The following is a 22052-nucleotide window of genomic DNA, read 5'->3' as shown; positions in this document are numbered from 1 at the left end:
GCTAACCACTTTAAATAAAAGCCCTTAGCCTGTTAAGGCTAAGGGTAGTCTTTTCACTCACGTCGCGAGGTCAAATGCATGACCTGTAAAATGTCTCATCCTAGTAATTGGATCATTGGCTTAACCAAGATTCAGGTTCATTAGACTTCTCACTTTGTTGCCTATTCTCCGCTGTCTGATGCATTGAATTTAATCTGTTAGGTTCTATGCTACTTGAATCAGGCTCTTCAGTGATTTGCAGGATTCGATCCTCTAGCTTCTTAATCGAGGTTTGAATCATTTCACTTACGTGATCATAATTTGGCGTTCTATCTATATCTGGATGGCTTAATTCAAGCATTTCTGTATAGCTCTTTACAGTATTTATAAAACCATCAATATTTTGAAAATCTTCTGGTCGTATATACTGAATCTGATCAACCATATCTTTGACGCATTTCTGAATGGCTCTTGAATAATCAATATTTAATCCTTTTTTTGCATATGCGCCATAAGGGTCTTTCTGTACCTCATTAATTAGTTTTCTCATATCTCTATCGGCCTGCAATGCCATTTCGATTGATTCAGAAAGACGTATTCTTTCATTATTTTCATATATCGAACGAAGATAGTTATCCAAACTATGCTCGGGAAATTTATAACGCTTTATCAAACGACACGTATTCTGTAAGTTTGCATCAATTCTTTTAATGTCACTCTCATACCGTCCAAATCCTTCAATATTACTGCTAATGACGCTACGTCTGGCACTTCGCTGTTTTGCAAAGCTGACCAATCGACTGAGTCCAAAGCCTTGAGATTCTTTAGATGGGGCTCCAAACATACTGTGACTTGCTGATCGATCGACTTTATTAGCTCTGGATGATTCAAATAATCCTTTAAGAGTTTGAATAATGTTGGCTCCAAGTCTCTTAAAAAAGCTGTCAGATCTGGTACCGGTAATTCCTTTTTTAGCTCCTGCTCGTAAGTGTTGATCGTTATGGTTTTGTACTTCAATTCTGTTTCTAATAGTAAGATTTTCTCTTCCAATACGCTCTGATAATGCTTCTGTTCTTCTACAGTCTTCTTCAAGCTGTCTTCGATACTTAGATACAGTTTTTGCTGTTGTTTGAATTGTTCGATCTGAATCTGTAACTGATTCATATAAGCATGATTCATTTGTGCCAATTCGGTCATAGTCATGGCTTATCTCCAAAGGATCAGAATTAAAAGTAAAATGAGGCTCGTTAAGCAGAGTCCACTGAGCATTTTTAAAAGTCGCATTTGCTGAGGAATATGTGTGTTGTCTGATTGAATCAATGTGATCTTTTCTTCCCAAGTCCTGTTTTGCTTGAGATGCTTCGCTTCTATTTGGTTGATTAACTTCTGCTGTTTGCCGATAAAGGTCTCGAGCTCTTGGTTCTCCTTCTGTTGAATCTTTATTGTTTCTTGGTTCTGTGAGTTGATTGTGTTCATTTTGCTGAGCTGAGCATTCAGTTGTCTGATATTCACTTCTTGTGCATAAACTGTTTTCTTGGCTTCGATCAAACTGTTGAATTGCTGATTCATCAAATCTTCGTACTTCACTAAGATCTGGGTAATGTTGGCAGTTGTATTGCTCACGTTTTGCTCTAACACGTCCAATTTGCTCAAGGCATTGATTTGCTTTGTCTCGATCTCGTTCCAAATCTTCTGCGACTTGTTGTAGTGTTCTTTGAGAGCTTGCTGCTCTATCTCTATCTTGGAGGTAATTCTGGAGTGAAAATTGTTCATGATAAAAATCCGACTTTAATCTTTGTTTACCTTCATCTGTTACTAACGTGATGTAATTTGTACCCACCTGAGTAATCTTTCCAATCTCCTTTAAACTTTGGATGATGGATTCCCTATTCGTCACAACACCACTTAATATTCGATGCAAAATGAACTGATCAATTAATTGAATACGATGCTTTTGGGTTTCTCCTTTTAAGCCCGCACGCATTGCTGCAGCATTTTCAAAGTAAATGTGATTAGGGAGCTTTGAATCCCGACTACGTGCTGGATCATCAGGTCTCGCCCAATTATTTCGATAGTTAAAGTAATCTCTAAGTGGATCGAAATAGTATCGATGTCCAGGTGGGGCAATATTTAAGGATTTACCTGAAGTCAGCTCTATTCGTGGTACAAGAATATGAACATGCTTTGCACCACTGTCCTCAACATGCATGACAGCTGTCATATGATATTGATGTGGTTCTAAGCCTACGAATGCATGTTGTTCAAAGGCATCTAATACCTCAGATATATCCTGATCAGATAATTTATCCTCTTCAGCCCAAGCAATGACGACAGACGTATACTTGTACTTATGTGGTGAGCTTTGCGCTAAAGCAGCAAAGGTACTTGGGTCACCTCGTAAAACCTGCACACCAGCCCTAGGACGATTTTGATGATCTTTGTCATCAATTAAATAACTTGCAGCACGAGCAGGATCTCCGACACCATTTTCAAGGAACTTGAAATACATGATGACTAGCCCCTACCTGTTGTTGCACGAGCTATAGCTCGTTGCTTCGCTCGCTCAACGGCTGCATCAGATCTAACGATGGGTGGTAATGGCTCAAGATGCTGATGAAGTTTTTGTTGTATCTCACTTAATATTTGTAGGCAGATGCCAAATGAAAAGCGCTCTATGTCTGCTTGCTTACCCAAACACAAACGATTGAGGGACTTAGCTATCTGATTAATATTATTTCCAATTCGGCCTAACTCCCTTAATAGTGCTGGATCTACCTTAGGCACGTGCGGCTGCATATGTTTAGCTTTACGCCGATGTCTTTTTATAACATCTTCATTTTCAGATTCTACGTCGCCTACCTTTTCTTTCGAACAAGTCTTGTCCCTTTCAGAAAGTGCCTGTGCGATTAAAAAACGAATAAAATCTGTAAAAATCATATTTTCAGACTCTAATAATTTCTCTAGTTCCTCTGCTTGAGCAGCAGTGAATCTTAATCTTTTGACAATTGTTCGCTTATCATTTGCCATGCTTTCACCATGTGAATTGTGTGCTGGTTTTGGGGGTCTTAGGGGGATGAATTCCCCCTAACAAGCCCTGTGGCGTACCAAAAATAAGTGCGTAGCACTTGTTTTTGTAGCTACAGGTAGGCTTGCTTAATGACACCCCATTCCAATTAGGCATTCACCTAACTCAGATAAGGCTACTAAAAGTAAAAAATTGAAGATTGGATATGTTGGGAATTTTGAAATTTTCGCTAAAACCTTATTAAGGTTAGGCATAATTTTTTGATTTTTAAATAATTATTCTTATTCCATTAGGCTAGTCTTTTCTGAATTTAATAACCAATCTAAACCAAAGAAAATATGGAATAAAAAAAGCCTAATCAGAAATAATTAGGCTTTATGTATTAATATAACCTATTAACATATCCAATTATATTTATATCAAGTATAAATAGCGGAAGAATAAAGATGTGATTCTGAGATGAAACCTGAGAAATTTAATACTAGATCTGCCCATATTTGTGTTTTTTCATCACTCACTAATTCTTGATAAATATGTTCATTAGTAGTGTTCATTAGACTTAGAACATCAAAATATGCGTGATTGATCTCTTTATTCCTCAATTCGTACAATACCAAACAACCAAATACAACAGCATATTTGGGCTCTACAGGCCAAAGGTAAGAAAGAACAATATGGCCTTTTATCGCAAATTTGTTGGCTACACCTCTTTCTGAAACTAAATAACTTAAGCCACAGTTCGCTCCATCACAAATATTTAAAATTAATATTTTTTTATCTTTCTTTTTATTTATTTTTTCGTTTATTTCTTTAGTTGATATTCTATATGATTCTTCATTATCTTCACTCCAAAAGACAATTTCTTCCTTTCTTGATGTGAAGTGTTCATACTCACCATGTGCAGAAATGTATAAAATATCATAATCCATATCATTTAATGATTTTATAAAATTATTCTTATCAGGATCTGTAATAATTTTTATCTCATACACCAGTTCTAAAGATGAAAAGAACTCTATTTCTTTATCATAAGTTTGTGAATTTCTTGTTAAAAAGCAAAGTACCTTTTTTATTTTTTTATAAACTTTTTTGTCATCAAAACTGATATTAATTAACGGTGGGACAATTTTTTTATTTAAAACTAGACATGCCTGCACAGGATGAGTATCAATAGGTAAAAAAGTAAAGGTTTCAAAATTCTGATACGAAATTTCATTGATTCTATAACAGTTGATAGTATCAATTATAAAGTCTGACAATTCATGATCAGCAACATGATACCTTTTGTAGTCAATATCTTCTGCTACTTCAACATCATCAAAAGCTAAAGATGTATAACTACCTAAGCGTAGGTTTTGTGACCCAATTAACCTCTTATATATTATATACTGATCTCTAAAATCACTACGAATACCATTATCATAAAAACTAAGATTGGTAGCGTTAGCAACTATAAACGAATGATTTTTAACAAAATTAAAATTTTCATCAGAATAGTTAATTTCATATAATATTTCTTGTACAAGATATGAAAAACTATCAGATACTAAGTTACCAATTAAAGATCTAATCGAATTATCCGTACAACCTCTTTGTACATCTTCATAAATTCTTTTCTTAAGAATTTTAAAGTTTTGAAGAAAAAATTGTTTATCTTCCAGATAAATTGTATTAATAATAGAGGTATTATCAACCAAACTTTTTTCTAATATTTTTTCTTTCAAAAAATCTATTGCGGGGCGATAATTCTTATGATTTTTATTACTGTTGAAAGACCTTATCTGCATTAATTCAATATAATTTTCTTCACTCAAATAATAATGATCTTGATTTATTTTCTCTAAACATATTTTTATTATAGAATCATTCTTCACTCCAATAGCATATGATAATATTTGGCTATATGCTCTAGTGAAACAGAATTTATTCTTAAAATTAAGAGAAGGATTCTTAGATAGTGTATCTAAAATATTTAATAAACCATTACCTAATAATTCATTAGCTAAAATAGGATATCCGTTTACTGTTCTAAAATAAAAATATAATAAAGCAACCCATTGACTAACATTTTCATAATTTTCTACAAAGTATTTTCGTAAAATATGTTTATCTTGACCATAATCAAGTGCAAAAATATGAATAGCACTATGTAAAGGTTGAACCTCATCATTCCTTTGAACGACCTCACCAGAAAAAAAAGATACTATTGGAGGTGCCCACGCCTGCACTTTATCAACATTATTTGACAATTTTATTAGTCTTTCAATTTGATCTATATAGAATTGACTTCTCTGAAAAGTAAAATTGTCCACGTACACATATTCCATTTTAAAATATCTCACTCACATAAAATACGATCACTATAGATATTTACAAAAATTTCTTAGTTTTAGGATATTAAAAAAAAACTAATTTTATTTGACGGTGCCTTGTATTGGTTGTCTAGGACAGTAAGTAATCGTACTTTCTTAAATAAGCTGCGATTATAACTCACAAATCGCATCGACATATTCGCAAATATATACAAGATATAGTTTTCTCCAAATGTAAAATAAGAGCCCTAAATAAATATTTGCTTTTTTTATAATATGCACTTTTTTTAATTACCTTAGCCGATGATTTGATCATATTAGTGTCTACGTCAAATAAAAATCAAAATATTATCATCTAGTAAATTTCTTATTTCACCAATCTAAGTCTTCATCCATTTTTGAATTTTTATCACTTTTACGGCTTGCTCTTTGTCGAACCTTGCCTCGTAGTTTCAATAGCTGTATTGGTGAAAAGGGTTGCTCAGGTAAAAATAATTCTAATTGCCCCACCAAATCTAGAGTCATCAAAATCGCAATCAAGTTTTCTAAACTAACCTGCCCTACTTCTGCATTCATCACAATTTTTCTAGAGACTCCTGCATGTTGAGCTACCTCCAGTTGCGTCAGGTTTAGATTGAGTCTTGCTCTCTGTAATCTTTGGCCTAATTCAGTTGCAAGAGCGTGTGCCGTCTTGGAATTATACTGTGTCATGTAAAGTTACCTATATGGTACTTAGATAGCAAAATTACTAATTAAAGTTCAATTTTAGGAACTTTAGAACATACCCTATTCTTATGGTGTCGCTCAATAATAAATAATGAATTGCTATTAAATTTAAATACTGATCATTTTTCTGAAGTTTTCAACGAAACGAGTTTTAAAAAAATTTCATGTGTTACGTTTTAGCCATCACAAGATATATCTATAGATATATCTAAATTGCAAAAATTGTTATAGGAAATAAAAAATTTAATGAAACAAAGATTAGATCGTATTGCTCGTATGTCAGAAGAGCAACGTTTGAGCTCAATTCATCAATTTTGGAATCTTCCCGAGGATGCAGTATTCTCACCTGAAGTCGTCGCATTAGTATGCGATATGTCACTCTCATGGCTTCAGGCTAAACGATGCCAAGGTAATGGCATTCCTTTTGTCAAAGTAGGGCCTAGAAAAGTTGGTTACACAAAAAGAGATGTACTCGAGTTTTTAGGTAAAAATAGGTATATGAATACCTCCCAACCCAATTAACACTCAACTTTATCAAAGGCCATATAGGCCTTTTTTTATTCTATAAAATGTATACCCAGTGTATACCTCAATGCAAAAAATACAGCTTAAATTCCATGTATACCCAGTGTATACTGTAAAAATGTTGTTTAAAATCGCTTCCTATTTTTAAATAGCGTTTTTGAAAAAATACTGATGAAAATTAATTTGTTATAGATTTATTTTTATTGTTCAGTACACTCTAATGTTGCTTAATTCATGCAACCAGCTTTGAACTCATCGGGTTCAGGGTAACGACATGCAGCGGCATCTTCGGAGTGCTTTATTTGATTATTCAACTTATATTTATTTGAGCCCATTTGGGCTTTTTTCGTTTTTTGAGTCTTTATTTCCTCTTCTTATTTATTAAATAAAAAAGCCAACGAATGTTGGCTTTTTTACATGATTATTTATATGAAATGCTTGTTGGGCATTGCATCAAATAAGCATTCGTTTTTGGTCCAAATTTATTTATGAGACCAGTGTTGTTGACTTTAATCCAATTTTTTCCGTCTTTAGCAAAAAAATCGACTCGAAAACCTTCATAAGCTGAGGTTCTCAAATACTTATAGCCGTCCTGTACTGATAACTGACGATTAACTTGATGTTTAAACAGACCTTGCTTGCGTTTCGTTGAGATCAGACGTGTCAATGCTTTATCTGCAACAACGTAAGATAGGTCATGTAAATGTCGAGGACCACAGTCGATTGCATAACGACCTTTTAGTTCACCTAAAACATGTGCCTTGATTGTAACCACATCTTGTGCAGATGCGAAATTCATACCTGCAAATATCAATGAAGCAGTGATTAATAATTTTTTCATCATAAAACTCAAATAATAAAAATGGAGATACGCATCGCGTATCTCCATTGATTAAATTAGAACAAGATTTGGTTGTTATCCAACAATTGTTGAAGGGTTAGATCTGTACTTTGAATACCGATATTCACTAGATCAACACTTTGGAATTGAGCTTCTTTACCATCTCGGTCAATAGAGATGATCGTATTTCCTTTATCATCCTTACCTAAAGCAATATAGTCACCAATATTAGTATTGGTTGCTTTATCACTTAAAATATCGCGTAAATCAATAATATCTGCATTTGCATCAGATTGATTTATTGCAACATGGAAATCAGACCAAGTATCAAAGCCATTACCAGCGGCATTGTCTGTATTATCTAAAACTTTGTAGATTAAAGTATCAGCGCCGTTGCCGAATTCAAAAGTTTCATTTTGATCTTTACTAACAACATATTCTTTGTCAGCTGAACCAACATGAGTATCCACATTAATCGTTAAGACAGCAGATTGTGTACTACCTACTGCTGTACCTACAAAGTATTCAAAGACTTCCACCCCTTGTTCTGCTGATGTTGGTTTGTAAACATAAGAACCATCGGATTTTAATGACAAAGTACCAAATTTACCATCAACTTCAATAGAAGAGTTTCCTGCTTTGGTATTAACAGTAAGACCATTAATCGTAATCGATGTAACAGCATATAGACCAACATCATTCGTCAAAATTGAACCTTCAATATTATTTGAAGCATTTTTCAACTTAAATTCAGACAATAAAATATCTTCATAACTAATTGTATTTTTTGCCCAAGTATCGAAATATCCACCATTAGCATTACTGTAAGTAATGTCATAGGTGTATTGACCAGGTTGAACGCGATCTACACTAATCTTTTGCCAAAATTCATTAGTCTTAGTAATAAGTTGTTCATCAACAATATTACCTTTCGCATCTTTTAAAACGAATTTTAAAACACCATTATTCAGTTTAACTGTTGTACGAATGTCCAAGCTGATATTACGCAGTGATCCTTCAGCAACTTCAAATTCACCTTCGATCGATCGTGGTTTAACATCTAAAGAAGCAGTATCTGACGAGATAATATTGGTAATTTCTGAGCCAATATTATTTTGTTCTGATTTCACTTCAGTGACGTCTAACTTAAGGTTGAGTACTTCTAACTTAACCTGACCGTCAGCATTTAGATATTGGTAGGTAAATGATTCAACTTGACCATATGGTACATTCCAACCCTCAGTTGGACCATTTAACTTATAACTATAGCTTCCATCCGCAGATATCGTTAATACACCATATTTACCATAAATAACATCCGAACCCGTTTTACTGATTTGCTTCCCATCAACATTAAGTAACTCTATTTCGTCACTAATGAGCTTACCAACTACACTTCCACTAAAGGTTCCTTCAACAGGTTTGTTAAAGTCTTGAGTCTTATCTTCTGTAATATATAGCGTTGCACCTGTTAATAAATTAAGGCCACCGCTTGATTGCATAGCGGCAATATATTTACCTTCTGCAAATCCTAGTGTTAATTCATCAGAGATACCACCTAATAAGATTGATTTAAACCAGTCTTCCTGACTATGGAAAAGTACATATTGGTTCGTTGCCTCATCTAAACGATAGATATACAGGTCATATTTCCCGGCGATTGTAATACCACCAGCATCTCCTTTGAATGTAAGTTCCCGAATCGTATTTTTATTGACTTCAAACTTAAGTACTTTCTCAATATCGATAGCTTCTGCTTTAATAACTGGATTCAATAAGCCTAAATTTAAAACAGAAAAATCTGTGTGCTGGTATTTCGCTGCCTCTTCTTTACTTAGTTTCGACATATCTACAGACTTTTGCTCGACCTGTAAATCGATCAATACATTTTGATCGATTTCAAGATCCACTGTAGGTAATTTATTCACCAATTGAATAGTCAATTGAGCAGAAACTGTTTTATCGTTATTGACGGTATAGTTAAAGGTTTCTACCTTGTCAGCTGCAAATGGTTTTGTTATCCCTGCATTTACTGTGTAGGTATAAGAACCGTCAGCTTCGATCTCAAGTACACCGTATTGACCAATAATTGAGATGCTACCTTCAGTTGGGACTTCAATTCCATTTACACTATCGACTAGAGTACCATTTGGAATAATATCCATACCAAATTTTGGATCGACGTCGATGAGTACATTACCTTTCTGTTCTCCTGAAATTGTTACTGCATCGTTGTAGTCTAAAATTTCGTCTGAAATCACTTTCAGTGTATAGCCTGTCAAGGCTGTTACACCGACCTCTGGTGCAAGGAAGAATTTATACTCACCCGGTTCCAGTGCAATACCAAGATCCTTAGATACACCACCAAGCAAGTATGCTTTTAACCAATTTTTCTCTACTTTATATTGTAAATAATCACCCGTTGCTTCATCTTTACGATAGATATAAAGACTCATAAATGAAACTAGCTGGACACCGCCTGATTCTGATTTAAGCGTCATTATTCGTTGAGTATTTTCATCAACAGTAACACTTAATGTTTGTTTCAAAATACTCGTAATTACATCCGCTTTTAAAACTGGACCTAGTCCCACATTCGCAACTGAGAAAGCCGATACATCTTCCAGCTTTGACTCTGGGTCTGATGATTTAATTGTGACTTCAGGAACAAGTTGAACTGCATTATTAGCTAAACTAATTAACTCATCTGAAATGACAGGTGCTTGAATAATATTTGCTTCTGAAGTATTTGCAGCTTTATCTTTTAATACTACGCTAATGGTTTCGCCATTTTTTAGAATTGGATAAAACGCATAACTAAATTGACCATTTTGCTCAACTACAGTTGTAAATGTTTTATCAGCAATCGTGATCTCAACCGTTGCACCAATTTCACCTTTACCTGTCAATACTGAGTTTTGGCTAATTGCTAAGTCAGTGACAGGTTCTGGTTTTTTAGTATCAACTAGAATTGAATCCAAAACAATTTGCTCACTATTACCAGTAGCATCGAATTGTTTAATCAAAATTTCAGCATATTCACCCTCTTCCAATTCAATTGCATTTGGATTGTTAGATTTCAACCATGTTTGACCTAAATCTACGCTATAGAGCCATAAAGTTGCATCAGATGCTAACTGAACTGTAACCTTGCCATCCGATGTGTTCTGGTAATTATTTTCATCTTTAATTCCAGTAATATTCACATTCACCTGCAAGTCTTTAGGAGCATCACTATCAAGTTGTAATAAACGTGCGGTAAAGTCGGTTTGACTAGCTGCAGGTAATTTTTCGATAGCCACTTCTGCAATAGACTTAAGCTGATTTGCTGTTTGTAATACTTTCGCAAGATTATCTAAATCTGTATTACTAATAACATTTTCAATATCAAGATCATTGAAAGTTTCTTTTGCGATCTTAAATTCATTCTCAGCTGCTTTTACCAGCCTTTCTACCGTATTTAATGCAGCATCTAAATCATCAATATTTTGATCGCCATTGAGATCCTGTCCCAATTCTGGTAATTGAAATTCAAGTAATTCCAAACGATCCAAGAATTCTTTTTGATCTTCAATATCTGGAATTTTTTTCACGATTTCTTGTGCCAATTCCTTTAACTGATTTGCTTCATCTAGAGCAAGTTTTAAGTCTTCAAGTTCCTGAGTAGTTATGAAATCATCATTTTCAGCATTGGTTTTAAGCTCATTTAAGGCATAGAAAGCATTCTCTGCTTTTTCTACAGCCGCTTCAGCGACATCAAGAATATTAATCTCACCATCTTCATTGATGTCTGTAGTAAGCGCAGGTAGTGTTAAGCCTATAAGTTGTTCAAGTTTATTATTGAGCTCAGTTTTATTAGGACTCTCGTTCAAACGACTGACCAACTGTTCAGCATTAACTTTGGCTACATTAAAATCATCAATCAAAGTCTGTAAATCAACTAATTTATCACTATTAATGACATCCTTCTGTGCTGCCAAAATGCTATTTTTTGCCAAATTAAAGGCATTTTCAGCATTGGTTACAGCAAGTTGAGCTGCAAGCAATAGCTCACTGTCTGATAGCTCGCCATCTCTATCATTATCAAATTGAAGAATTAAATTTAACTCATCCAGACGGTCTTGCAATTCATTTAATGTTTCTACTAAATCTGAATTTGCTGGATCTAGTGCATCTACTAATGTCTGAGCTGCATCTTTTGCATCTTGTGCTTTATCAATTGCAGCTTGAATTGCTTCAATTTCTTCCGCAGTTAATTTGCCATCTTCAGCATTTGATGCAAGCAAATCTTCCGCTGCTTCTACTTTCGATTCTGCTAAAGCAACTGCTTCATCAGCATTCAATTGACCATCACGGTCAGTATCAAATTCAATAACATCTGTTAACGCATCTAGACGGTCTTGCAATTCATTTAATGTTTCTACTAAATCTGAATCTGCTGGATCTAGTACATCAACTAGTGTTTGAGCTGCATCTTTCGCATCTTGTGCTGCATCTCTCGCATCTTGAATTGCCTTGATTTCTTCTTCAGTCAATTCGCCATCTTTTGCTTTTTCAGCTAACAGATCTTCCGCTGCTTGTACTTTCGATTCTGCTAAAGCAACTGCTTCTTTAGCATTTAACTCACCATCACGGTTCGTATCATTCGCAATGATATCTTTAAGATCATCAAGCGTAGACTGTGCTTCTTTCACTCGCTCTACAAGATCAGTATTCACTGGCTTTTGTGCTTGAACTTGTGCAGATGCTTCATTCAACGCTGTTTGTGCTTCATCTACTGCCGCTTGTAATGCCTCAAGCTCTGCATCTGATACTGTGCCATCTACTTTAGCATCAGCAAGGACTTTTTCTGCTGCTGCAACTTTTGCTTCCGCTGCTGCAACTGCCGATTCCGCATCATCAACTTCACCATCACGATTCGTATCATTAGCAATAATATTTTTTAAACCATTAATGTTTTCTTGATTTTCAGTTAAGCGATTTTCTAGTTTTTCATTTTTCGGATTGAGTCCATCAACCAACTTCTGCGCAGTATTATGAGCATCTTGAGCCTGACTGACAGCATCCTTTAATGTTTCAAGTTCAGTGTTTGAAATCGTCCCATCTTTTTTCGCATTTTCAAGAATTGCTTTAGCGGTTTCTAGTTTACTTTCAGCAAAATCCACTGCTGACGTTGCAAATTCAATTTCATCATCAACAGACGAAATAATATCTTTTAAGCTATCTAAACGATCCTGAACATCATCAAGACGATTATCTAAGTCATCTTTAAGATCAATATTGTTTAATATTTCAACCAGTTTTGCAGCATCATCTTTAGCTTTTTGAGCAGACTCTACACTTTCTTTTAACTTCTCTAATGCTTGATCTTTCAAAGAACCATTATTTTGAACTGCATCAATCCAGTGTTTTTCTGCATCAGCAATTTTCTTTTCAGCATCAGCAACTGCATTAGTTGCATTCAAGATTGAGTTGTCTACAGGTTCATTAGAAGATGAACTACTACCGCCACCACCTGCAGCAGCACCCAATACCGCTAAACCTGCGACTGTACCCGCAATCGGCCACAAACTAATAAAAGAAGATGTTGAAACGCCATTTAATAGGACTTCAACTTTATCAATTGGATTATATTCTAAAGTTCCAAAATCAAACATAAGAAGCTGAGAATCATCAGCACGTAATACAAGGTCATTCAGTTCTGGATTAAAATTATCAACGATTAGAACTTCACCATTTTTCATGGTGATTCTAAGTTGATTACCTACTACCTCAATTTTAGCAATATCTTCAGCCACTGCATCGAGCATGACAACTGAGCTTTCTGATAATTGAATCGTTGACTCATCAACGAGTTTACTTACCCACGTTTTTTTTGAAATAACTTGCTTTTGCATGTAGAAAATTCCGCGTAATAACCCTTGAATTTTAGATAGAACTTAATCAATAAAATCTAAATAAAGTTCTAAATAAAGTTTTATCCCGATAACAAAATAAAAAATGAATGAGACATATATCTCAATTTATGAATCTTAATATATACAATTCTTAATATTTCTTTTAACTTGATATCTACACTTAAGTCGCATTTTTCACATATTTAATACATTTTTGTGTTACATTGTTACTTTTAACGCACAGACACAAAGCATCTTGTATAAGTCTAATTTATATAGTTTTTTTATAATATTAACCAAGAGATAATATTTAATATATTTTCATATTTTTTAATCATTATCTCAAATATAAAAATATACTTTTCATTACGTTCACGTAAGAAATACTGATGAATAATTAATAGAAATTTTTATATAAATACATTTAATTAATTTTTTTCTCTAATACAACGCCTTATTTATTAAATTTTCTAAACAATAACGTTTTTTAAAAAACCAGTTTAAATAATTAAAATCTTTTTAAATCGATACAGTGCTAAAATAGTTCCAACCAATACACACCGTTTGAAGGTATGCAAGATCTCTCTCTTATCCGTAAAACATTACGAAAAAAAAGACGACTTTTAACAACATTTGATCAGCGTCAAGCAGCGCAAAGAGTACTTAGCAAATTAAAACAAATTCCAAAATTTCAACACGCCCGTTCAATTGGTATCTATTTAGACGCTTTTGGGGAAATACAAACTCAGCAAATTATTGAGGAATGTTTTCATCTTAATAAAAAAGTATATTTGCCTTTAATCTGTAATATGAATCAACAACTGGTTTGGATTCATATCACACCTAGTCAGTATAGAAATAAGCGCTTTGCCAAACACCGACTTGGGATGTTAGAGCCGATGTCGACACGTGGAACGCATGTCTCTAATCTCGATCTGTTGCTCATACCACTTTTAGCATGTGACCGATTAGGCTCACGTATTGGTATGGGCGGCGGTTTTTATGACCGTACTTTAGCGCAGGCAAAACGTAAGCCTTACCGCCTTGGATTAGCCCATCATTTCCAACTCAGTGATACATCTTTTAAACGCGCACCTTGGGATCAAGCTTTGGATGGCTTAATTACCCCTGAAATCTCTTTACACTTCAAACGTTAATTTGTTAGTTTCAAACTGAGTATTTTCTTTAAAACCTCATAATGACTCAGTTTTTAAACAATTTATGAAATGATGCCCTTGTAATTTTAAAATTACCCATCACTATAAAAATATGACAAATTTTTTTGTCACTCATTAGGAGTGCCCATGTCTGAAATTATGATGAATGAAGAAAGCTTAGAACTTCAGATTCCGAGCGTATTACCCCTATTAGCGCTGCGTGATGTCGTGGTATATCCACATATGCAAATTGCTCTTTTTGTTGGTCGTGAAAAATCGATCAATGCTGTCGATGTGGCTCGTAACAGTGACAATCTTGTATTTGTAGTTGCACAAAAAGATTCACTCACAGAAGAAATTGACCACGATAATCTTTATCAATATGGTACTGTCGCGAAGATTGTGCAGGTGGTAAATCATGAAAATGACGAAAACTGTATAAAAGTCCTGATTGAAGGTTTATATCGCGCAAAACTTAAAACCATTATTGAAGAAGCTGATTATTTAACAGCTGAGCACGAACTCAGTCCTATGACTGTGTCTGTAGATGAAGAAACTCAAGCAACTCGTCTACAAGAACTTCGTGCTTTATTTGCGCAATATGCTGAAGCGAAATTACGTAATGCACGCGAGCTCATTAGCGCAGCAAATAAAATTGATGATTTACTTCAATTATTATTCTTTGTTGCAACACGTGTGCCTCTGAACATTGATGTCAAACAAAAGTTCTTGGAACACGATGAGTTCGAAGCACACCTAACAGAAGTGATGACTTATTTATTGCAACAATCTGAAGAACAACAGATTGAGCAAACATTGCATGACTCTGTAAAACGTCAGATGGAAAAGAACCAACGCGAATACTTCCTAAATGAAAAAATGAAAGTCATTCAGCGTGAACTTTCTGACATGAATGGTGGTGCTGAAGATGATGTTGCAGAAATTGAGCGTCGTTTAGCTGAAGCAGATTTACCTGAACACGTGCGTAAAAAAGCAGAATCTGAATTCCGTAAACTTAAATCAATGCAACCTGCATCAAGCGAAGCTGCCGTTGTTCGTAACTATATTGAAGCAATCCTAGATACACCTTGGAATAAAGCCAGCAAAGTTAGTATTAACCTTGCTAAAGCCCAAGATATCTTAGATGCCGACCACTACGGTCTAGATGATGTCAAAGATCGCATCGTTGAATATCTTGCTGTTCAATCACGTGTGAAAAAACTTCGTGGTCCTATTCTTTGCTTGGTTGGTCCTCCAGGTGTAGGTAAAACTTCACTAGGTGAATCTGTAGCTAAAGCCACAGGTCGCGAGTTCGTGCGTATGGCGCTTGGTGGTGTACGTGATGAAGCTGAAATCCGTGGTCATCGCCGTACCTACATCGGTGCAATGCCAGGTAAAATTGTCCAATCTTTGACAAAAGTTGGTGTGAAGAACCCTCTGTTCTTACTCGACGAAATTGACAAGATGGCACAAGATTATCGTGGTGATCCTGCGTCAGCATTGCTTGAAGTACTTGATCCATCACAAAACAACAAGTTTAACGATCACTATTTAGATCTTGATCTTGATCTTTCTGAAGTGATGTTCATTTGTACTGCAAACAGCATGAATATTCCTGAAGCATTGCTTGACCGTATGGAAGTAATTCGTCTACCGGGTTATACCGAAGATGAAAAAGTGAATATTGCTGATCGTTATCTTGTACCAAAAGCGATTAAGAACAATGGTCTACGTGCAAAAGAATTGACTGTTCATGAAGAAGCGATTCGTGACATCGTTCAGCGTTATACACGCGAAGCAGGTGTTCGTAGTCTTGAACGTGAAGTTTCTAAGATTGCACGCAAAGTCGTGAAAGAAGCAGTAAGTAAGAAAGCGAAAAATCTTCAAGTTGAAGTGACATCTGCTAACTTACCAGATTACTTAGGCCCTCATAAGTTCGACTTCGGTATGGCTGAAGAAGAAGCGCAAGTGGGTCGCGTTAACGGTTTGGCTTGGACTTCGGTTGGTGGTGAACTGCTTACCATTGAAGTTGCAGCTGTACCAGGTAAAGGTAAGTTCATTACTACAGGTTCACTTGGCGATGTCATGAAAGAGTCTATTACGGCTGCCATGACGGTTGTTCGTACCCGTGCCAATGAACTTGGTATCGAAGCATCACGCTTTGAAGAAACCGATGTGCACGTGCATTTACCAGAAGGTGCAACACCAAAAGATGGTCCATCTGCTGGTTTAGCATTGACTACTGCCCTTGTATCTGCATTTACAGGTATTGCGATTCGTCCTGATATTGCCATGACAGGTGAAACTAGCCTTGGTGGTCGTGCAATGCGTATCGGTGGTTTAAAAGAGAAATTGCTTGCTGCACATCGTGGTGGTGTAAAACTTGTATTTATTCCACAAGACAATGCACGTGATTTGTCTGAGATTCCACAAAACGTGAAAGACGGCGTGGAAATCAAAGCTGTAAAATCAATTGATGATATTTTACCGCTTGCATTGGTTTCAATGCCGAAGCCATTGGTGAAAGCACCCATCGTAAAAACAACGGAAGAAGGAAAAGCGGCTCGCCACTAATTCCTGTTCCACAATAAAAAACCTGCCTTGTGCAGGTTTTTTATTGCCCAATATGTACTACCGTTTTCACCAGCGCATTAACGATATTTTCCATTTTGTTAAAATCCAAATCATCCATTCGCTCCCTCTCCCGATCATAATTTGAATTGCGGTAATACGCAGTATCTGTAATTAATACAGTCGGATAATGGTATTTATTATAATTTTCATAGGCAGAGTATTCATATTTTTGAAAGAATAATGCCCCAAAGAATCGTTCACATCCTAATTTTAATTGTATCTGCTCACAGTAATGCTGACTCAGGCTAAACGCCTTCATATTTGCAACACTGGCAACAAAATCTGGCTGATTGGGATATAACCACATCAATGCATAAGGATAGCTTTGTTGCATGTCTGGCTTAAAATTTCCAATCGAATCGAGCAAAAATACACCTTTGACTTTGAGCTTTTGCTTTTTCAATGCCTTGGCATGCTCCAAACTGCCCATGTATTCCGTTTTAAAAAATGGAGCCTCTTCTAAGCTATGGAATACTATGTCCACAGGCGTATTCAGCTTTTTCTGATCTGACTTTAAGAGTCGTGCAGCTTCAATCAATCCCACTACACCAGAGGCATTATTATTTAAACCTTGATTCTGACCTTTTACGTCGTAATGGGCAGCTAAAATTATTCTCTCCAGTTTTTGTTTAGATGAACCTTGGGCTGGAACATGACAGATAATATTTTTATAACCCAAGCTATTCACTACAAAATGCTGATATTCACAGTGAATATCAAATAGTCGCATTTGCTCTTTAATCCATGCAGCGACCCGATTCAACTCGGTAATATTGCGATAATTCCGTGGTGTTGAAGGATTCACGATCTGACTCATATAGAACTGCATATTCTTTGCATGAGCAAAAGTTCGTGTATTGGCAGATACAAAGGTTGAGGGAAGCATTGAACTGATGAGTAGTATCGTAACGCTCAGTAATTTACTCGAAGAAAGTCTGTTGAAAAACAAGGGAATGATGCTTTGCATTTTATAGTTATTCCATTATTCGCAAGCAATTTAATAGTTGTTGATTAAAGCAGCATCCTGAAATGCTTTTCAATTTCAAATTGTTTCATTGTTCTATTCAAATGTATTTCACCGTTATAATAGCCCATCCTGTCCCGTAATAAGTTTGTATGAAAATTCGTATTCTCACCATTGGTCAAAAAATGCCTGCTTGGGTTCTCACTGGTTTTGAAGATTATTTCAAACGCATACAACCTTTTGTACAGACACAGATTATTGAATTACCGATGGCGAAACGTGGTAAAAATGATTCTGAGGCAGACATTCTCAAATATCGAAATATTGAGGGTGACAGTATCTTAAATGCCATGAAGCAAAATGAGGTACTGATTGCACTTGAAGTCGGTGGACGTGAATTTAGTACAGAAAAACTTGCCGAAACCATGAAAGGTTGGATGCAAGAAGGCAATGATATTGTACTTGCCATTGGTGGCCCTGATGGTCATTCTGAAGCAGTACGTAAAGCTGCAGCTTGGCATTGGTCATTGTCTAAACTTACCTTGCCACACCCAATGGTTCGTGTGATGTTAATTGAACAGCTTTATCGTGCAATGAGCATCAACAATAACCACCCTTATCACCGTGCAGGCTGATGACTTTATTTGTACGCCTGTTCTAGATTTGCAACAGTCTATTCTAGCCATACACTCTTATTTCCCTAACTTTTATTGCAAGATACATCCATCAGATTGATGTGGTTTGACTTATGAATTTACAAACGCTCCCCGGCTTATACATTTCCCATGGTTCACCAATGTTGGCGCTTAACCCTGAACAAGTGGGGCCTGCGTTAGAACGATTAAGTATCAATCTTCCACGTCCACAAGCTATTGTAGTAATGTCCGCACATTGGGAAAGTAACGCACTAGAAGTAAGTATCAGTATTCGCCCTGAAACATGGCATGACTTTAGAGGATTCCCACAGGAACTTTATCAAATTCGTTATCCTGCACCTGGGAACCCTGAGCTTTCTGAGAAAATTCTAGGCTTATTATCTGATGCGGGTTTTGCTGTGCATGCCAATAGTACCCGCCCACGTGATCATGGGGTTTGGATGCCACTCTTACATATGTATCCAGAAGCCGACATTCCTGTGGTTGAAATTTCACTACCAATGTCGATGACTTCAGATGATATATATAAGATTGGACAGACACTGGCACCCCTACGTGAACAGCAAATTCTACTGATTGGTTCAGGGAGTATTACTCACAATCTGCGTGAGTTAACTCGTACTGGTGATACTAGTATTGTGCCTGAATGGGCATCTAGTTTTAGAAATTATGTGGTGAATAAACTTAGCCATAATGATGTTGATGCGATTTTAGATTGGACCACTATTCCACATGTTCAACGCAATCACCCTACACTTGAACACTTTGCTCCACTGTTCTTTTCAATGGGCACTGGCACGCGCTTTAGCTTAGTACACAGCAGTTTTACGATGGGCGCTCTAGGCATGGATATCTATCGCTTCGATTAAGTTCATACTGGCATTTTGCAATACCTATATTTAAGCCACATACCATGGATACATTTTGATACTTAATCCCTCAGAATGTATCCATTTTTTTAGCCCAACAATTGGTTATATTGAAATCTGTTTATTCACAATGATTTCAATTGAATGAAAATTAAATATCTTATTTTAGCCCTACTCCCTTTAGGTCTTGCTGCATGTCAAAGTTCAGATATGCAAACATTTGGAGATAATGTTGTGACGATCTTACAACAACAAAATCCTTCCAAAACATTAAATGCTTATGATTGGCACTTAGATACTGGCGCTTCTAAACATATGGTGCTGAAGTTTGACAATGAAGGTCGTTTCAGCGTTTCAACCACCTGTAACACTTTAGGTGGCTCATGGAAAGTGGAAAGTAATCAGTTGGTTGTCGGTCAGTTAATGTCAACAATGATTGGTTGTAATGATCAGGCTATGCAGCAGGAAAAATTAGCAGGTCAGCTTTTCGAGCAAAAAGCCATTCCTTTATTTTTAGATGTAAAAGATGCAAATGCACCTACGTTAACACTCATGTCGAGCAATGGTCAGCGTTATGTCTTTACTGGGAAAATGACGCCTGAAACCAAATATCAAGGACAAGCGGAAACGATCTTCCTTGAAATTTCTCCACAGACCAAATCATGTACAGGTGTTGCAGCGCAAACCTGTTTACAAGTCAAAGAAATTAAATATAACGAACAAGGTCTTAAAACCTACCAAGATCAAAACTGGTCGCTATTTTATGACACGATTGAGGGTTACACACATAGTCCGAATGAACGTCAAATCATTCGAGTTAAACGTTATACCATTAAGAATCCTGCAGCTGACCAATCTAAATATGCCTATGTCTATGATATGGCAGTTGAACGAGAAGCGATTAAAGGTTCTTTATAATTTTCGACATAAAAAAACCGAGGCAAATGCCTCGGTTTTTTCTGCTTAAACTAAGTGAAAACTTAGAATACGCCTTGAGCAAGCATTGCATCAGCCACTTTTACGAAGCCTGCAATGTTCGCACCGTCTACGTAGTTCACAGTACCATCTTCTTTAGTACCGTATTTCACGCAGTTGCGGTGAATTTCTTTCATGATGGCATGAAGACGTTCGTCAACTTCTTCGAATGTCCAACCTAAACGCAATGCATTTTGAGACATTTCAAGACCAGAAGTTGCCACACCACCTGCATTTGATGCTTTACCTGGCGCATAAAGAATTTTCGCTTCAACGAATTTCTCAACAGCACCTAAAGTAGACGGCATGTTTGCACCTTCAGCAACACATACTACACCGTTTGCAAGAAGTTTTTCAGCGTCATCAGCGTCTAATTCATTTTGTGTTGCACATGGAAGCGCAATATCACATTTGATCGACCAAGGACGTTGACCTTCAAGATATTCAAAACCGTGTTTAGATGCGAATTCTGAAATACGACCACGTTTTACGTTTTTAAGTTCCATCACTTCAGCAAGAAGCTCAGAAGTGAAACCATCTTTCACGTAAACAGTACCGTTAGAGTCAGAAAGTGAAACCACTTTCGCACCTAAATACATTGCTTTTTCAGCAGCGTATTGTGCAACGTTACCAGAACCTGAAATAGTAACCACTTTGTCTTTGAAGCTTTCGCCACGAGTCTTGAGCATTTCCTCAGCGAAATACACAGTACCGAAACCAGTTGCTTCAGGACGAGCCAATGAACCACCGAAAGTTAAACCTTTACCAGTGAATACACATGAAGTGTCATTGCTCAATTTTTTCATCATGCCGGCCATGTAGCCAACTTCACGACCACCTACACCGATGTCACCCGCAGGGATATCTGTGTTTGAACCAAGGTGACGATAAAGCTCGATGATTAATGCTTGGCAGAAACGCATGATTTCGCCTTCTGACTTACCTTTAGGGTCAAAGTCAGAACCACCTTTACCACCACCCATAGGAAGCGTAGTCAAAGCATTTTTGAATGTTTGTTCAAAACCTAAGAATTTTAGGATTGAAAGGTTCACAGAAGGGTGGAAACGCATACCACCTTTAAATGGACCAATCGCTGAGTTGTACTGTACACGGAATGCACGGTTTACTTGAGTTTGACCTTGGTCATCTACCCAAGCAACACGGAATTGGATTGCACGTTCAGGTTCAACTAGACGTTCTAGTAAACCGTGAGCTGCGTATTGTGGGTTCTTTTCAATGAAAGGCCACAAGCTTGTCATCACTTCTTCTACAGCTTGAAGAAATTCAGGTTGATGTGCATCACGTGATTTTACGTAATCTAGAAACTCATTAAGTGTGTTGTATTTCAACGCTTAATCCTCAGCAGAAAATGGATCAAAATTGGTCAAATTTACAATCAATGTTAAATTTTGGCGCAAAATATTAAATATCTTTTGTAACTAATCTACAATACTTTTTTAACAAATAATTAAAAATAATTTTAATAACAAAT

Annotated in this window: 13 protein-coding genes; 5 read left to right on the top strand and 8 right to left on the bottom strand. The window is 36.2% G+C overall.

The window, feature by feature from the left end; genetic code table 11:
- Positions 1 to 112 precede the first annotated feature (112 nt).
- From A3K93_RS03775 to A3K93_RS03745, 6 genes are all read right to left on the bottom strand, one after another.
- The gene (locus tag A3K93_RS03775) at positions 113 to 2488 is read right to left on the bottom strand and encodes a relaxase/mobilization nuclease domain-containing protein (RefSeq protein WP_067729083.1); all 2376 of its coding nucleotides are present in this window, start codon (positions 2486 to 2488) and stop codon (positions 113 to 115) included.
- Between the two features lie 5 nt (positions 2489 to 2493).
- Positions 2494 to 3006 carry a MobC family plasmid mobilization relaxosome protein gene (locus A3K93_RS03770; RefSeq protein WP_067729082.1) on the bottom strand — a complete coding sequence of 171 codons (513 nt, stop codon included), beginning with the start codon at positions 3004 to 3006 and terminating at the stop codon, positions 2494 to 2496.
- 417 nt (positions 3007 to 3423) lie between these two features.
- On the bottom strand, positions 3424 to 5316 hold the full coding sequence (locus A3K93_RS03765) for a hypothetical protein (protein WP_157883259.1): 1893 nt from the start codon (positions 5314 to 5316) through the stop codon (positions 3424 to 3426).
- Positions 5317 to 5688: 372 nt separating this feature from the next.
- Positions 5689 to 6027 carry a helix-turn-helix transcriptional regulator gene (locus tag A3K93_RS03760; protein ID WP_067729074.1) on the bottom strand — a complete coding sequence of 113 codons (339 nt, stop codon included), beginning with the start codon at positions 6025 to 6027 and terminating at the stop codon, positions 5689 to 5691.
- Positions 6028 to 6988: 961 nt separating this feature from the next.
- Positions 6989 to 7411 carry a hypothetical protein gene (locus A3K93_RS03750; RefSeq protein ID WP_157883258.1) on the bottom strand — a complete coding sequence of 141 codons (423 nt, stop codon included), beginning with the start codon at positions 7409 to 7411 and terminating at the stop codon, positions 6989 to 6991.
- 53 nt (positions 7412 to 7464) lie between these two features.
- Complete coding sequence (locus A3K93_RS03745) at positions 7465 to 13305, bottom strand: BapA/Bap/LapF family large adhesin (RefSeq protein ID WP_067729068.1); 5841 nt, start codon at positions 13303 to 13305, stop codon at positions 7465 to 7467.
- Between the two features lie 572 nt (positions 13306 to 13877).
- Between A3K93_RS03745 and A3K93_RS03740 the strand changes: the two genes are divergently transcribed.
- Both A3K93_RS03740 and lon read left to right on the top strand, forming a co-directional pair.
- Complete coding sequence (locus A3K93_RS03740) at positions 13878 to 14462, top strand: 5-formyltetrahydrofolate cyclo-ligase (RefSeq protein ID WP_067729066.1); 585 nt, start codon at positions 13878 to 13880, stop codon at positions 14460 to 14462.
- 147 nt (positions 14463 to 14609) lie between these two features.
- Positions 14610 to 17036 carry an endopeptidase La gene (gene lon / locus A3K93_RS03735; protein WP_067729064.1) on the top strand — a complete coding sequence of 809 codons (2427 nt, stop codon included), beginning with the start codon at positions 14610 to 14612 and terminating at the stop codon, positions 17034 to 17036.
- Between the two features lie 40 nt (positions 17037 to 17076).
- Here the strand turns inward: lon and A3K93_RS03730 are convergent, their stop codons facing one another.
- Complete coding sequence (locus A3K93_RS03730) at positions 17077 to 18063, bottom strand: M28 family peptidase (protein WP_067729059.1); 987 nt, start codon at positions 18061 to 18063, stop codon at positions 17077 to 17079.
- A 149-nt stretch (positions 18064 to 18212) separates the two neighbouring features.
- On the opposite strand from A3K93_RS03730, the gene rlmH reads away from it, so the two are divergent.
- The 3 genes from rlmH (at position 18213) to A3K93_RS03715 (ending at position 20503) form a co-directional block, all read left to right on the top strand.
- Positions 18213 to 18695, top strand: a complete 483-nt coding sequence (gene rlmH, locus A3K93_RS03725; protein WP_067729057.1) for a 23S rRNA (pseudouridine(1915)-N(3))-methyltransferase RlmH — start codon at positions 18213 to 18215, stop codon at positions 18693 to 18695.
- Between the two features lie 113 nt (positions 18696 to 18808).
- Positions 18809 to 19585: a dioxygenase family protein gene (locus A3K93_RS03720; RefSeq protein WP_067729056.1), complete on the top strand. Its 777-nt coding sequence runs from the start codon at positions 18809 to 18811 to the stop codon at positions 19583 to 19585.
- Positions 19586 to 19729: 144 nt separating this feature from the next.
- Complete coding sequence (locus tag A3K93_RS03715; protein ID WP_067729055.1) at positions 19730 to 20503, top strand: META and DUF4377 domain-containing protein; 774 nt, start codon at positions 19730 to 19732, stop codon at positions 20501 to 20503.
- A gap of 62 nt (positions 20504 to 20565) precedes the next feature.
- Here A3K93_RS03715 and gdhA read toward each other — a convergent pair whose 3' ends face one another.
- Positions 20566 to 21909, bottom strand: a complete 1344-nt coding sequence (gdhA, locus tag A3K93_RS03710; RefSeq protein WP_067729054.1) for an NADP-specific glutamate dehydrogenase — start codon at positions 21907 to 21909, stop codon at positions 20566 to 20568.
- Positions 21910 to 22052 lie beyond the last annotated feature (143 nt).

It is taken from the genome of Acinetobacter sp. NCu2D-2 (genome assembly GCF_001647675.1).
GTDB lineage: Bacteria > Pseudomonadota > Gammaproteobacteria > Pseudomonadales > Moraxellaceae > Acinetobacter.
Note: the sequence above shows the minus strand (reverse complement) of the source record. Positions and strands in the feature narration are given on the sequence as shown.